Source organism: Burkholderia sp. AW33-5 (genome assembly GCF_053427615.1).
Genome location: NZ_JBSAXA010000001.1, coordinates 538055 through 552442 on the forward strand (window position 1 = coordinate 538055; position 14388 = coordinate 552442).

Here is a 14388-nt window from a genome sequence, read left to right on the forward strand (position 1 = left end):
GAAACGACATGACCGAAGCAACGCTCGCCGAATGGCATCCGCTGGGCGCATTCGACGAATTCTCCGAAGACGAACCGGCCGCGCGCGTCGCCGGCCAGAAGCCGATCGCGGTGTTCCGGATCGGCGACGAACTGTTCGCGATGCACGACCTCTGTTCGCATGGTCACGCGCGGCTGTCCGAAGGCTATGTGGAAGACGGCTGCGTCGAATGCCCGCTGCACCAGGGGCTGATCGACATTCGCACCGGTGCGCCGAAATGCGCGCCGATCACCGAGCCGGTACGGACGTATCCGATCCGGATCGTCGACGGTCAGGTGGAAGTCAATGTCGGCTGACCCGTTCGTGATCGTCGGCGCCGGCCACGCGGCGCGGCGCACGGCCGAGGCGCTGCGCGCGCGCGACGCCGACGCACGCATCGTGATGATCGGCGCGGAGCGCGAGCTGCCGTACGATCGGCCCGCGCTGTCGAAGGACGCGCTGCTGGGCGACGGCGGCGAGCAGCGTGCGTTCATCCGCGATGCGGCCTGGTACGACGCGCAGCGCATCGAGCTGCGGCTCGGCACGCGCGTCGACGCGATCGAGCGCGATGCGCAGCGCGTGCGGCTCGACGACGGCGCGACGTTGCCGTACGCCCGGCTCGTGCTCGCGACGGGTTCGCGCGTGCGCGCGTTCGGCGGGCCGGTCGACGACGGCGTCGTCCCGCATTACGTGCGCACCGTTGCCGACGCGCGTGCGTTGCGCGCGCAGCTCGCGCCGGGGCGTCGCGTGGCGGTGCTAGGCGGCGGCTTCATCGGCCTCGAAGTGGCGGCCGCGGCACGCCAGCTCGGTTGCGACGTGACGGTGATCGACCCGGCTCAACGCTTGCTGCAGCGTGCGTTGCCGGAAGTCGTCGGCGCGTATGCGCGGCAACTGCATGACGCCCGCGGCGTGATCTTCCAGATGGCGACGCTGCCGCGCGCGATTCGCCACGCACCGGGCGGCGGCGCGATCGTCGAGACCGATCGCGGCGACGTGTCGGCCGATGTCGTCGTGATCGGCATCGGCGTCGTGCCCAACGTCGAACTTGCGCAGGCAGCCGGCCTCGCGGTCGACAACGGCATCCGTGTCGATGCGGGATGCCGGACGGCCGATCGCGCGATCTTCGCGGCGGGCGAGGTGACGATGCACTTCAATCCGCTGCTCGGGCGTCACGTGCGGATCGAGTCGTGGCAGGTCGCGGAGAATCAGCCGGCGGTCGCGGCCGCGAACCTGCTGGGTGCGGACGAAATCTATGCCGAGCTGCCGTGGCTGTGGTCCGATCAGTACGACTGCAACCTGCAAATGCTCGGGCTGTTCGGCGGCGAGCGAACGACCGTCGTGCGTGGCGATCCCGCGAGCGGGCCGTTCACGGTGTTCGGGCTCGACGGCGACGGGAAGATCGCCGCGGTGGCCGCGGCGAATCTGGGGCGCGACATCGGTGCATCGCGGCGCCTGATCGCGGCAGGCGCCGTGCCCGATCCGGCGAAGCTCGCCGATCCGGCGGTGAACCTGAAGACGTTTCTCTGAGGCAGTGCGCGAACGCGGCCGGCGCGGCCGTGCTCGCGTCGGGTCGCTGAAACGTCGAGGGAAACCTGTTCCGGGCAACCTTTCCGGCTCGCGCCACGCGCGCGGGTTTGTCGCGGGCCGGCGATCGGTGCATATTAGCGGCATTGCCGTTTCACCGGTCGCCCATGACGCCAGACAAAGCCCTCGAACTGAAACGCAGCAAGCGCCGCGCGCTATGGCTGCTGCTGGCCGCGGTCGCGGTATTCGTCACGATGATCCTGCTGCCGCGCGGCCCGTGGGTCGACGGTTTCAAGGCGGTGGCCGAGGCCGCGATGGTCGGCGCGCTCGCCGACTGGTTCGCGGTCGTCGCGCTGTTCCGCCGCGTGCCGATCCCGTTCGTGTCGCGCCACACCGAAATCATCCCGAAGAACAAGGACAAGATCGCCGACAACCTCGCGGTGTTCGTGCGCGAGAAATTCCTCGGCCCCGACGCACTCGTCGCGCAGATTCGCCAGCACGATCCCGCACGGAAACTCGGCGCATGGCTCGGCGAGCCCGCGAACACCGACGCGCTCGGCGGCTACGTGACGAAGCTGATGAGCTTCGCGCTCGACATGACCGACGATGCGCGGATCCAGTCGTTCGTCCACGACGCGTTCCGCGCGGTGATCGACCGGATCGACCTGTCGCAGTCGATGGGCGCGATCCTCGACACGCTGACGAAGGACGGCCGTCACCAGGCGTTGCTCGACGACGCGATCGGGCAGGTGGTCGACGTGCTCGACAAGGAAGAGAACCGCGAGGTGATCGCGGGCTTCATCGTCGAATGGCTGAAGACGCAATACCCGAAGGTCGAGAAGATCATGCCGACGCAGTGGTTCGGCGAGAACGGCGCGCGCATGCTGGCGAGCGCGGTGAGCCGCGTGCTCGAGGGCGTGGCGGCCGATCCGGAGCACGAATTGCGACAGCGCTTCGACCGCACGGTCGTGCGGCTCACCGAGCGGCTGAAGCATGACCCGGTGTTCATCGCGAAGGGCGACGAAATCAAGCGCTACATCCGCGACGGCGACGCGTTCAACGACTATGTACGCGATCTGTGGGACCAGTTGCGCGCATGGCTGAAGGCCGATCTCGCGCGGCCCGATTCGACGCTGCACCGGCAGGCCGCGACGCTCGGCGGCTGGCTCGGCGCGCGGCTCGCGGAGAGCCCGGCGCTGCGTGCGTCGCTGAACGAGCACGTCGAGAAGGCCGTGCACGAGATGGCGCCGGATTTCGCGGATTTCCTGATGCGTCACATCCGCGATACGGTGCGCAACTGGGATGCGCGCGAGATGTCGCGGCAGATCGAGTTGAACATCGGCAAGGACCTGCAGTACATCCGCATCAACGGCACGCTGGTCGGCGGGCTGATCGGGCTCGGGCTGTATCTGGTCTCGCTGGTGCCGCGCTGGGCGGCCGAGTGGTTGCATTGATGCGGGCGCGGCCGTCGCGCCCGTCGCGCCCGTCGCGCCCGTCGCGCACGTGGCGCGCCGCCGTACGCCGCTGAATCAAGCGTGTGCCTTCGCGCCGTGCAGTTGCAGGCCGAGGGCCTTGATCACTTTCAGGATCGTGCCGAAGCTCGGATTGCCGTCGTGCGACAGCGCCTTGTACAGACCTTCGCGCGACAGGCCCGCATCGCGCGCGACCTGCGACATGCCGCGCGCGCGGGCGATCACGCCGAGCGCATGCGCGATGAAGGCCGGGTCGTCGCCGGCTTCCTGCAGACAGGCCTCGAAGTAGTCGGCCATGTCGTCGTCGGTTTTCAGGTGTTCGGCCGAATCCCACGGCCGGGTCTTGATCTTGTCCATCGATCACTCCAGGTCGAGCCGCTCGAGCATCGCGTGCGCGGCGCGGATGTCCGCCTGTTGCGTCGACTTGTCGCCGCCGCAGAGCAGGATCACCCATATCGTTCCGCGTCTGACGTAATAGACGCGATAGCCGGGGCCGTGGTCGACACGCATTTCGACGACGGGTGAGCCGGCGGATTTCCAGTCGCCCGGGTTGCCCATCGACAGACGGTCGATGCGCGCCTGGATGCGCCGCCGGGCGACGCGATCCTGCAGGCGGGCAAACCACGCGTCGAAGACGTCGGTAGTCCGAATACTGAACGTAGGCGCACTGTAGGACATGGATCGCGGTATGTCAACCATGGTTCACAGGTTTGGTGAATGGAATCGGGGTGCGTCCAACAATAGGGCCGCGCGCGCCGTTTGAGGGCGAATTGGCCGTCAGGCCGATCCTTTCGCGCGCCGGACCCGGCCATTCGGCCGAAGTCGGAATTCCGCGAATCCGTCTACAATCAAAAACGTCCTTGCCGCCCGTGCGTGCTTGCCGCGCGCGGGCGGATCCGTTTGTCCTCCTGCACAGGGAGGCACCGCCGTGCGTTGCGCGGCGGGCAGTGCCGTGGTCACCAGTAGGTAAAGCGTCCGCGTGCCGTAGGCCGGCGCGCGTTCTGAACGTCGCGCGCTCGTAAGCCGGGCAGGCGGCATCAACCGAGAGTCCCCCATGAAAGCATCGGATCTGTTCGTGAAGGCGCTGGAAGCCGAAGGCGTCGAGTACGTGTTCGGCATCCCCGGCGAGGAAAACCTCGATCTGCTCGAATCGCTGCGGCGATCGAAGATCAAGCTCGTGCTGACCCGGCACGAGCAGGCGGCCGGATTCATGGCCGCCACCTACGGCCGGCTGACGGGCCGCACCGGCGTGTGTCTCGCGACGCTCGGGCCGGGCGCGACCAACTTCGTGACGGCTGCCGCGTATGCGCAGCTCGGCGGCATGCCGATGCTGATGATCACCGGGCAGAAGCCGATCAAGTCCAGCAAGCAGGGGCACTTCCAGATCGTCGACGTCGTCGGCATGATGCAGCCGCTCACGAAGTTCACGCGACAGATCGTGTCGATCGGGAACATCCCGTCGGCGGTGCGCGAGGCGTTCCGTCGCGCGGAGGAGGAGCGCCCCGGCGCCGCGCATCTCGAGCTCCCGGAGGACATCGCGCACGAGGAGGGCGACGGCAAGTCGATTCCGCGCAGCTACAGCCGGCGGCCGGTGGCCGAGGAGAAGGCGGTCGCGCATGCGGTCGACGCGATCCAGGCCGCGCGCCACCCGCTGTTGATGATCGGCGCGGGCGGCAATCGCAAGACGACCTGCAAGATGCTGCACGAATTCGTCGACAAGACGGGCATCCCGTTCTTCACGACCCAGATGGGCAAGGGCGTGATCGACGAAACGCATCCGCTGTGGCTCGGCAACGCGACGCTGTCCGACGGCGACTTCGTGCACCGCGCGATCGAGCATGCGGACTGCATCATCAACGTCGGCCACGACGTGATCGAGAAGCCGCCGTTCTTCATGCGCACGGACGACAAGACCGTGATCCACGTGAACTTCCTCGGCGCGCAGGTCGATCCCGTCTACTTCCCGCAGATCGAGGTGGTCGGCGACATCGCGAACGCGGTGTGGCAGATGAAGGAGGCGATCGCGCCGCAGCCGCATTGGGATTTCGCGCGCTTCGCGATGATCAAGGAGCACTTCGACGCGCACCTGCAGAAAGGCCAGCACGACCCGCGCTTCCCGATGTACCCGGTGCGGATCGTGAACGACCTGTACAGCGCGCTGCCGACCGACGGGATCGTCTGTCTCGACAACGGGATGTACAAGATCTGGTTCGCGCGCTACTGGCGTGCGCATGAACCGAACTCGCTGCTGCTCGACAACGCGCTCGCGTCGATGGGCGCGGGCCTGCCGTCGGCGATCGCGACGAAGATCGTGCATCCGCAGCGCAAGGTGATCGCCGTGTGCGGCGACGGCGGCTTCATGATGAATTCGCAGGAACTCGAAACGGCCGTGCGGCTGAAGCTCGACATCGTCGTGATGATCCTGCGCGACGACGCGTTCGGAATGATCCGCTGGAAGCAGGAGAACATGAACTTCCCCGATTTCGCGATGACGTTGAAGAACCCCGATTTCGTGTCGTATGCGCAGAGCTACGGCGCGCACGGGCATCGCGTCGAAGCGGCCGACGATCTCGAGCCGCTGCTGCGCGACTGCTTCGCGACGCCGGGCGTGCACGTGATCGACGTGCCGATCGACTATTCGGACAACGAACGCGTGCTCAACCGCGAAATCAAGCGCCTGTCGGCGCAACTCTGAATCCGCAGTTCACCGGAAGGAGCGTTCCATGCTGAAGGATACCTATCCGTACTATCTGGCCAACGAGGCCGTCTACGCGAACACCGATCTGGAAGTGACCGACAAGTTCAGCGGCAAGGTCGCGACCCGCGTCGCGCTGGCCGACGCGAAGGCGATCGATGCGGCCATCGGCGCGGCGGTCGACGCCGCGAAGCCGATGCGCGAGTTGCCGGCGTACAAGCGTCAGGCGGTGCTCGACCACTGCGTCGCGCGCTTTCGCGAGCGATTCGACGAGCTGGCCGAGGCGTTGTGCATCGAGGCCGGCAAGCCGATCAACGATTCGAAGGGCGAAGTGACGCGGCTGATCGATACGTTCCGCGTCGCGTCCGAGGAGTCGGTGCGCATCGACGGCGAGGTGATCAACCTCGAGATCTCGGCACGCGCGCAAGGCTACACCGGCTATACGCGGCGCGTGCCGATCGGCCCGTGCTCGTTCATCTCGCCGTTCAACTTCCCGCTGAACCTCGCCGCGCACAAGGTCGCACCCGCGTTGGCCGCGGGCTGTCCGTTCGTGCTGAAACCCGCGAGCCGCACGCCGATCGGCGCGCTGATCATCGGCGAGGTGCTCGCCGAAACCGACCTGCCGAAGGGGGCATTCTCGGTGCTGCCCGCGCATCGCGACGGCGCGGACCTGTTCACGACCGACGAGCGCTTCAGGCTGCTGTCGTTCACCGGTTCGCCGGCCGTGGGCTGGGCGCTCAAGGAGAAGGCCGGGAAGAAGAAGGTCGTGCTGGAGCTCGGCGGCAACGCGGCGGCGATCGTCGACGCGGACCAGCGCGAGCAGCTCGACTACGTGGTCGAGCGTCTCGCGTTCGGCGCGTATTACCAGTCGGGCCAGAGCTGCATCGGCGTGCAGCGGATCCTCGTGCATGCGGATCTGTACGACGCGCTGCGCGACAAGCTGATCGCGAAGACGCGTTCGCTGAAGATGGGCGATCCGAAAGATCCGTCGACGTTCGTCGGCCCGATGATCTCCGAATCCGAATCGCGCCGGCTGTCCGGCTGGATGGACGCGGCCGTCGCGGCGGGCGCGAAGATCGTCGCGGGTGGCAAGGTCGACGGCGCGATGTTCGAGGCGACGTTGCTGGAAAACGTCGGTCGCGAACAGGACCTGTACCGCAAGGAGGCATTCGGTCCCGTCGCGATCCTCGAAAAGTTCGAGCGCTTCGACGATGCGCTCGCGCGCGTCAACGACAGCGACTTCGGGTTGCAGGCCGGCGTGTTCACCGATTCGCTCGCGCATGCGCAGCGCGCGTGGGACGAGTTGGAGGTGGGCGGTGTCGTGATCAACGACGTGCCGTCGTTCCGCGTCGACAACATGCCGTATGGCGGCGTGAAGGATTCGGGGCTCGGCCGCGAAGGGATCCGCTACGCGATCGAGGACATGACCGAGCCGCGCCTGATGGTCGTGCGGCGCCGCTAGCGCGACGGGCGGCGGCTTGACGGCTGACGGCACGCGTGCCGTTTTCGTCTCGGCGCACGCCGACGGGCGCGGCGATGCCCGCCATTGCGTCATCGTGGCGGCACCGCGCGCCATGCTTGCCGAACGCGCTCGACTGCCTGCATCGCATCGTGATGTAATCGCGCGAATTGGCCAACCGGGGTACGACACCGGCTGGCGTGCGCATTCATTCCTCACGAGGTCGATTCATGTCCCCCGTCTCGGCATTCAAGCTGATTCTGTTGTCATTCCTCGCGATCGTCGCGCTCGAATACATCGCCAAGCGGTTGCGATTGCCGCCCGCGGCCGCGCTGCTGATCGGCGGCATCGGCATCGCGTTCATTCCCGGCCTGCCGCCGATCAATCTCGATCCGGAACTCGTGCTGCTCGTGTTCCTGCCGCCGCTGCTGATGGACGGCGCGTATTTCTCGGTGTGGGAGGAGTTCAAGCGCAACGTCGGCGGCATCATGATGCTCGCGATCGGCGCGGTGGTGTTCACGACGTTCGCGGTCGGTTTCGCCGTGCACTGGGTCGTGCCGTCGCTGCCGTGGGCCGCGTGCTTCGCGCTCGGCGCGATCGTGTCGCCGCCCGACGCGGTGGCCGCGAAGGCGGTGCTCGAACGCGTCGCGCTGCCGCGCCGGCTGATGGTGCTGCTCGAAGGGGAAAGCCTGTTGAACGACGCGGCGGGCCTGGTGCTGTTCCGCTTCGCGGTCGCCGCCGCGCTGACGGGCGCGTTCAGCCTCGAGCACGCGGTCGTGCGCTTCGCGGAACTCGGGCTCGGCGGTGTCGTGGTCGGTTTCCTGGTCGGCAAGCTCGTCGTGTGGTTCCTGAAGCTGCTCGATGACGACTATCTGGTGATCACCGTCGCGGTGATCGCCGGCTGGATCGCGTACATCGCGGGCGAGATGGTCGAGGTGTCGGGCGTGATCGCGACGGTCACGGCCGGCATGATCGTCGGCTGGCATCAGCACGAGGTGTTCTCGGCGGCCGTGCGCACGCGCGGCACCGCGTTCTGGCAGGTCATCGTGTTCCTGCTCGAAGCGCTGGTGTTCGTGCTGATCGGGCTGTCGCTGCGCGGCGCGATCCACCGGCTCGGCGGTTTCGAGCAGGTGCTCGCGACGATGGTCCCGCCGGTGCTCGCGGTGCTGGTGGCGGTGATCGTGTCGCGCTTCGTCTGGATCTACGCGGTCGAGGCGCTGAAGGTGCCGGTGCGCGGGATCATTCGGCGCGGTGCCGCACCCGACTGGAAGGCCGCGACGATCATGAGCTGGGCCGGGATGCGCGGGGTCGTGACGCTGGCGATCGCGCTGTCGTTGCCGGAGGCGATGCCGGGCCGCGACGTGATCCTGGTCGCGTCGTTCGCGGTGATCCTCGTCACCGTGCTCATGCAGGGCACGACGATCGGACCGCTGATTCGGCTGCTGCGCCTGCCTCAGCGCGAGGAGCGCGCCGCGCATCACCTGACCGAGCCGCAGGCGTGGGCGCACATCGAGGCCGCGCAGCTCGCGGCGATCCAGCCGCTGGTGCGCGACGAGAGCGGCAAGGTGATTCACCCGCGCCTGCTGGAGCAATACACGTATCGCGCGGAACTGACCGAGCGGGCGAAGAACGAGCCTGCTTATCCGGCGGAGGTACGCACCGCGCACTACGATGTCGTGCTGGCCGCGATCAAGGCCGGGCGTGCGGAATTGTTGCGTCTGCATCGTTCGGGCCGCATCCACGACGAGATGCTGCACATGCTCGAGCGCGATCTCGACCTGCAGGAAGTGTCCGCGCAGCACGCGCGCGGGTAGCGGGCGGCGCGCACGCCATGAACGCGCGGCCGCGTGGCCGCGCCGATCGTGTTCGTCGCGCGGTGCCGCGAGCCTTCGCGTCGCGCCGATCCAGGCGCGGCGCACGATTTTCCCCCTTCCATCTCTCCCGATTCCGCCGCATCGGAATCCGGCCCCAAAGCGCTCGACACGACGGCCTTGCAGCGCATGCAAACCTCGCGGTGCCGGCTTCGCAAACGTTATCGTCTTTCGCATCCGGAAATGATCTGATTTATCTGAATCCCGCTCTTTCACCATATTTGGCAAAACTAAACCGGAAGGAGATAGATGCTGTGTTCTAATTTCATTTAGAATCAGCCGGTTATCTTTATTGAGAGAAAGCGCGCGGAGGTAATGCGACCGTCGTCGGGGTGAATTCGGCGCTCGGATCCCCGCGAGGCAATGCCGACAGGCCAGATCGGCAACAATTGGCGGATTTCTCCGCCGCCAGTTTTAAGATGGCGTCCAAGTCGGATAAACAACTCCTATGAAAGAATCAATTGGAGATTTGGCGTTTGAAACGGTATTTATGAAAGAATCCAGCGGTGAAAATGCGCCGGATTGTCTGGAGTCGGGGCTATCGGTTCTCCTCGTCGACGATCAGCCGTTCGTCGGCGAGGTGATCCGCCGCGCATTGCGCAGCGAGCACGATATCGACCTGCATGTGTGCACGGACGCACATCGGGCGATGGCGGTCGCGCGCGACGTGAAGCCGACGGTCATCCTGCAGGATCTCGTGATGCCGGAAATCGACGGCCTCGACCTTGTTCGCGCGTGGCGCGCGGACACCGACACCGCACGCGTGCCGATCATCGTGCTGTCGGCGAAGGAGGAGCCGATCGTCAAGCGCGAAGCGTTCATCGCCGGCGCGAACGACTACCTCGTGAAGCTCCCGGACGCGATGGAGCTGACCGCGCGCATCCGCTATCACTCGAATTCGTACCTGATGTCGCGCCAGCGCGACGAAGCGCTGGATTTCCTGTCGCACGACATGCGTTCGCCGCAGACGTCGATCCTCGCGCTGCTCGAGGTCTACCGGACCGAGCACGGCGACATGCCGCCGATCATGGAGCGCATTGCCGGCCACGCACGGCGCGCGCTCGCGCTCGCCGACGGCTTCATCCACCTGACCCGCGCGCAGTCGGAACGCCGCGCGCACGAGGTCCTGAGTCTCAACGAGATCGTGCTCGACGCCGTCGACCAGCTGTGGGAGAAGGCGGCCGGATTCGGCAGCCGGGTATTTGCCCACGTGCCCGGCACCGAGTGCGTGACGATGGGCGACCGCATGATGCTCACGCGCGCGGTCGCGAACCTGATCGACAACGCGCTGAAGTACGGCCCGGCCGGCACGGACGTGCACTGCACGCTTAGCGACGACGGCGGTGCGTGGCTGATCGGCGTCGAGGACGCCGGCTCCGGCATCGCGCCCGAGCAGCGCACGGCCGCGACCGAGTCGTTCGTGCGGCTCGAATCCGCGCATGGCGCGGCGCGCAGCGGCTTCGGCCTCGGGCTTGCGTTCGTCCGCGCGACGGCCGCGCGGCATCGCGGCCAGATCCTGATGCGCAATACGCCGCGCGGCTTCATGGTCGCGCTTCGGCTGCCGGCGCAAGCGGAGCGATGATTTCGCGGCGCGGCCGGCCGGTGCCGCGCCGCCCGCAGACCCCGATGCGCTCGTGGCGCGCCGTCCGGCGCGCGGGCGGGCGCGGTTTTTTTCAACGCTGATTTTAGAAAGCCCATAACGAACATGGCCACCGTGACGCCTCGCGCGACCAATGAAAGCCTGCACCCGACGATCGGCACCGCCCGGCTGACGCTCGGCAACCGTATCCTGTTCAGCTTCGGCGTGTTGTTCGTGCTGATGCTGGTGACGGCCGGCGTGTCCTACGAGCGCCTGCGTGCGATCAACACCGAGGCCGTCAGCATCGAACGCGATTCGCTGCCGGGCGTGTATCTGGCGGCGTCGCTGCGCGGGGCGGTCAACGAATCGTTCGCGACGCTGCAGCAGGCGACGTTCGTCGACACCGATCCCGAACTCGTGCAGCGTGATTTCGCGAAGATCGGCGAGACGCTCAAGGAGATCGAGTCGTTGTCGATCGACTACCAGAACACGACGTTCCGCGATGACGACCGTCAGCGCTTCGCGGCGTTTCGCGGCGCCTTCGACCGCTACCTGCCGCTGCTGAACGACGCGGTGCAGAAGAGCCGCGCGTCGCGCGAGGAAGCCGTCGCCGCTTATGCGAAGGTGCAGCCTGCGTGGGCCGAGGTCGTGCGCAACGCGAATATCCTGGTGCAGGAAAACCGCAAGTTCGCCGACCAGTCCGCGAAATTGATCCGCGAATCCGTGCAGGACACCGAGATCGTCCTCGCGACCGCGCTGGCGATCGTGCTGCTGTCCGCGCTGGGGCTGGGCTACGGGCTGTACCGTTCCGTCACCGTGCCGATGGCGCGGCTCGTCGAGGTGCACGACGTGATGCGCACCGGCAACCTGACGCGCCGCCTCGACCTGCGCCGCCGCGACGAGTTCGGCACGCTCGAGACGGGCTTCAACCGGATGGCCGACGAGCTGACCGAGCTGGTCGCGCGCGCGCAGCAGTCGTCGCTGCAGGTGACGACGTCGGTCGCCGAAATCGCGGCGACGTCGCGCGAGCAGCAGGCGACCGCGAACGAGACCGCGGCGACCACGACCGAGATCGGCGCGACCTCGCGCGAGATCTTCGCGACGTCGCGCGACCTGCTGCGCACGATGAACGAGGTGGCCGGCGTGGCCGAGCAGTCGGCGACGCTCGCCGGCGTGAGCCAGAGCGGCCTCACGCGGATGGGCGAGACGATGCGCAGCGTGATGGACGCGGCCGGTTCGGTGAACGCGAAGCTCGCGATCCTCAACGAGAAGGCGCTGAACATCAACCAGGTCGTCGCGACGATCACCAAGGTGGCCGACCAGACCAACCTGCTGTCGCTGAACGCGGCGATCGAGGCCGAGAAGGCCGGCGAATACGGCCGCGGCTTCGCGGTCGTCGCGACCGAGATCCGCCGCCTCGCCGACCAGACGGCGGTGGCGACGTACGACATCGAGCAGACGGTGAAGGAGATCCAGTCGGCCGTGTCGGCGGGCGTGATGGGGATGGACAAGTTCTCGGAGGAAGTGCGCCGCGGGATGCTCGACGTGCAGCAGGTCGGCGGACAGCTGTCGCAGATCATCGCCGAGGTGCAGACGCTCGCGCCGCGCTTCCAGATGGTCAACGAAGGGATGCAGACCCAGGCGAACGGCGCCGAGCAGATCACGCAGGCGCTGTCGCAACTGTCGGAGGCCGCGCAGCAGACGGCCGAATCGCTGCGCCAGTCGTCGCAGGCGATCGACGACCTGACGCTCGTCGCGAACCAGTTGCGCACCAGCGTGTCGCGCTTCAAGGTCGACGCGTGACGCGCGCCGAGTCGCACGGCGGCGCGCACGCGCTGTTCCTGATGTTCGAGCTCGACGGCGAGCGCTATGCGCTCGACGCGGCCGACATCGACGAGGTGCTGCCGCTTGCGACCGCCAAGGCCGTGCCCGGCGCGCCCGAATGGATTGCCGGGCTGCTGATGCGCGGCGGTCAGCCCGTGCCCGTGATCGACGTGCCGATGCTGGCGCTCGGGCGGCGCGCGCATGCGCTGCGGTCGACGCGGCTGGTGATGGCGCGCTATCGCGTCGGGCAGCCCGACCGCGATCGCGTGGTCGGCCTGATCGTCGAGCGCGCGACGCAGACGCTGCGAATCGACCGCACCGCGTTCCGCGCCAGCGGCGTGTCGACCGCGCGCACGCGCTGGCTCGGGCGCGTCGCGAACACGCCGGACGGGATCGTGCAGCAGGTCTCGGTGTCCGACCTGATCGACGACGTTGCGCGCCTGTATCTGTTCGACGGCCTGCCGGGCCACGGAGGGGAGTCCGCATGAAAGAATCCGATTCGCGATTTCGTGGCTGGCTGCTGCGCGAGACCGGCATCGACCCCGATTCGCTCGGCAACGATTTCCTGAGCCGCGCGCTGACGGAGCGCGTGCAGGCGCTGCAGGGCGACGGCGAGCGGCTGCCGTCGGCGGCGCGGCCGCCCGTCACGCCGGAAGCGCTCGACGCCTACTGGCAGCAGCTCAACGCGTCGGCTGACGAGCGGCGCGCGCTGATCGAACTGTTCGTCGTACCGGAAACGTGGTTCTTCCGCGATCGCGAGGCGTTCGCCACGCTCGCGCGGCTCGCGGCCGAGCGGCTTGCCGCGATGCCCGGGCGCGTGATCCGCGTGCTGAGCGCGCCGTGCTCGACCGGCGAGGAACCGTATTCGGCGGCGATGGCGCTGCTCGACGCCGGGCTCGATCCGGCGAGCTTCACGATCGACGCGATCGACCTGAGCGCGCGCGCGATCGAACAGGCGCGGCTCGGCTGCTACGGGCGCAATGCGTTTCGCGGCACGTCGACCGAGTTCCGCGGCCGCTACTTCACGCCGGTCGCCGACGGCTGGCTGCTCGACGAGCGCGTGCGCGCGTGCGTGCAGTTTCGCCAGGCGAACCTGGTCGAACCGGGCCCCGACACGGGCATCCGCTACGACTTCGTATTCTGCCGCAACGTGCTGATCTATTTCGACCGCGACGCACAGGATCGCGTGATCGATTCGCTGGAAAACTCGCTCGCCGACGACGGGATGCTGTTCGTCGGTCCCGCCGAAACGGGCGTCGCGATGCGGCACGGGATGCGCTCGGCGCGCGTGCCGCTGGCGTTCGCGTTTCATCGCGTGCGCGGCGGCGCCGCGGCGGACGGCCACGCGGCACCGATGCCCGCGATCGCGCCGTACCGTCGCGCCGAGCGCTTCACGGTGGCGCCGCCCGCCGCGACGCGCCCGCTGCTGGCCGTCGTGCCGCCGACGTGGAGCGATGCCGCGTCGGCGCGCGCCGCGTTCGCGCCGGCCGAGCGCCCGACGGCGCTCGAGCCGCGGGCCGACCTGCACGCCGACTCGCCGGCCCGGGTGGCCAACGTGACCAACGTGCCCGACACGCCCGCACCGGCGACACCGGTCGCCGGCAGCGCCGCACCGACGCTCGAGGAAGCGCAGGCGCTGGCCAACGCGGGCGCGTTCGACGAGGCAGAGCGCGTGCTCGCGCAATTCTCCGCGCACGCCGGGCCGCACGCCGACGCGTTCTACCTGAACGGGCTGATCGCGGATGCGCGCGGACGCGTCGCGGAAGCGGGCGACTTCTACCGGAAGGCGCTGTATCTGCGGCCGACGCATCACGAAGCGCTGACGCATCTCGCGACCTTGCTCGACGTCGGCGGCGACGGCGCCGGCGCGCGATGGCTGCTCGAGCGTGCGCGACGCTCGGCCGGATAACGGGAATACGGGTTGGGAGCCGACATCGGGATGACCG

Annotated in this window: 13 protein-coding genes; 11 read left to right on the forward strand and 2 right to left on the reverse strand. The window is 67.9% G+C overall.

Annotated elements, in window-relative coordinates; translation table 11 throughout:
* Positions 1–8: 8 nt before the first annotated feature.
* The 3 genes from andAb to ACV22V_RS02525 all read left to right on the forward strand — a co-directional run bounded on the left by andAb (position 9) and on the right by ACV22V_RS02525 (position 2996).
* On the forward strand, positions 9–335 hold the full coding sequence (gene andAb / locus ACV22V_RS02515; RefSeq protein WP_039344765.1) for an anthranilate 1,2-dioxygenase ferredoxin subunit AndAb: 327 nt from the start codon (positions 9–11) through the stop codon (positions 333–335).
* On the forward strand, positions 325–1545 hold the full coding sequence (andAa, locus tag ACV22V_RS02520) for an anthranilate 1,2-dioxygenase system ferredoxin--NAD(+) reductase (RefSeq protein WP_448012905.1): 1221 nt from the start codon (positions 325–327) through the stop codon (positions 1543–1545). Before andAb ends, andAa begins: the two co-directional genes overlap by 11 nt.
* A gap of 164 nt (positions 1546–1709) precedes the next feature.
* Positions 1710–2996 carry a DUF445 domain-containing protein gene (locus tag ACV22V_RS02525; RefSeq protein ID WP_448012906.1) on the forward strand — a complete coding sequence of 429 codons (1287 nt, stop codon included), beginning with the start codon at positions 1710–1712 and terminating at the stop codon, positions 2994–2996.
* A 75-nt stretch (positions 2997–3071) separates the two neighbouring features.
* Here the strand turns inward: ACV22V_RS02525 and ACV22V_RS02530 are convergent, their stop codons facing one another.
* Together ACV22V_RS02530 and ACV22V_RS02535 are read right to left on the reverse strand one after the other, a co-directional pair.
* Positions 3072–3371, reverse strand: coding sequence for an addiction module antidote protein (locus ACV22V_RS02530; protein WP_006750245.1), 300 nt, complete (start codon positions 3369–3371; stop codon positions 3072–3074).
* 3 nt (positions 3372–3374) lie between these two features.
* On the reverse strand, positions 3375–3692 hold the full coding sequence (locus tag ACV22V_RS02535; RefSeq protein ID WP_107938181.1) for a type II toxin-antitoxin system RelE/ParE family toxin: 318 nt from the start codon (positions 3690–3692) through the stop codon (positions 3375–3377).
* A gap of 376 nt (positions 3693–4068) precedes the next feature.
* Here ACV22V_RS02535 and ACV22V_RS02540 point away from each other — a divergent pair, with 376 nt between their 5' ends.
* From ACV22V_RS02540 to ACV22V_RS02575, 8 genes are all read left to right on the forward strand, one after another.
* Positions 4069–5709 (forward strand): acetolactate synthase large subunit, encoded by a 1641-nt coding sequence (locus tag ACV22V_RS02540; protein ID WP_448012907.1) that lies wholly within the window; start codon positions 4069–4071, stop codon positions 5707–5709.
* A 28-nt stretch (positions 5710–5737) separates the two neighbouring features.
* The gene (locus ACV22V_RS02545; RefSeq protein WP_059531683.1) at positions 5738–7171 is read left to right on the forward strand and encodes an aldehyde dehydrogenase family protein; all 1434 of its coding nucleotides are present in this window, start codon (positions 5738–5740) and stop codon (positions 7169–7171) included.
* A gap of 227 nt (positions 7172–7398) precedes the next feature.
* Positions 7399–8982, forward strand: a complete 1584-nt coding sequence (locus tag ACV22V_RS02550) for a Na+/H+ antiporter (protein WP_059531680.1) — start codon at positions 7399–7401, stop codon at positions 8980–8982.
* A gap of 33 nt (positions 8983–9015) precedes the next feature.
* Positions 9016–9231 carry a hypothetical protein gene (locus ACV22V_RS02555; RefSeq protein WP_448012908.1) on the forward strand — a complete coding sequence of 72 codons (216 nt, stop codon included), beginning with the start codon at positions 9016–9018 and terminating at the stop codon, positions 9229–9231.
* Positions 9232–9487: 256 nt separating this feature from the next.
* The gene (locus tag ACV22V_RS02560) at positions 9488–10621 is read left to right on the forward strand and encodes a hybrid sensor histidine kinase/response regulator (RefSeq protein WP_448012909.1); all 1134 of its coding nucleotides are present in this window, start codon (positions 9488–9490) and stop codon (positions 10619–10621) included.
* Positions 10622–10744: 123 nt separating this feature from the next.
* Positions 10745–12421, forward strand: coding sequence for a methyl-accepting chemotaxis protein (locus ACV22V_RS02565; protein ID WP_448012910.1), 1677 nt, complete (start codon positions 10745–10747; stop codon positions 12419–12421).
* On the forward strand, positions 12418–12930 hold the full coding sequence (locus ACV22V_RS02570; protein WP_059531672.1) for a chemotaxis protein CheW: 513 nt from the start codon (positions 12418–12420) through the stop codon (positions 12928–12930). The genes ACV22V_RS02565 and ACV22V_RS02570 overlap by 4 nt, the downstream gene beginning before the upstream one ends.
* Entirely contained in the window at positions 12927–14351 is a 1425-nt protein-coding gene (locus ACV22V_RS02575; RefSeq protein ID WP_448012911.1) for a CheR family methyltransferase, read from the forward strand. Before ACV22V_RS02570 ends, ACV22V_RS02575 begins: the two co-directional genes overlap by 4 nt.
* Positions 14352–14388 lie beyond the last annotated feature (37 nt).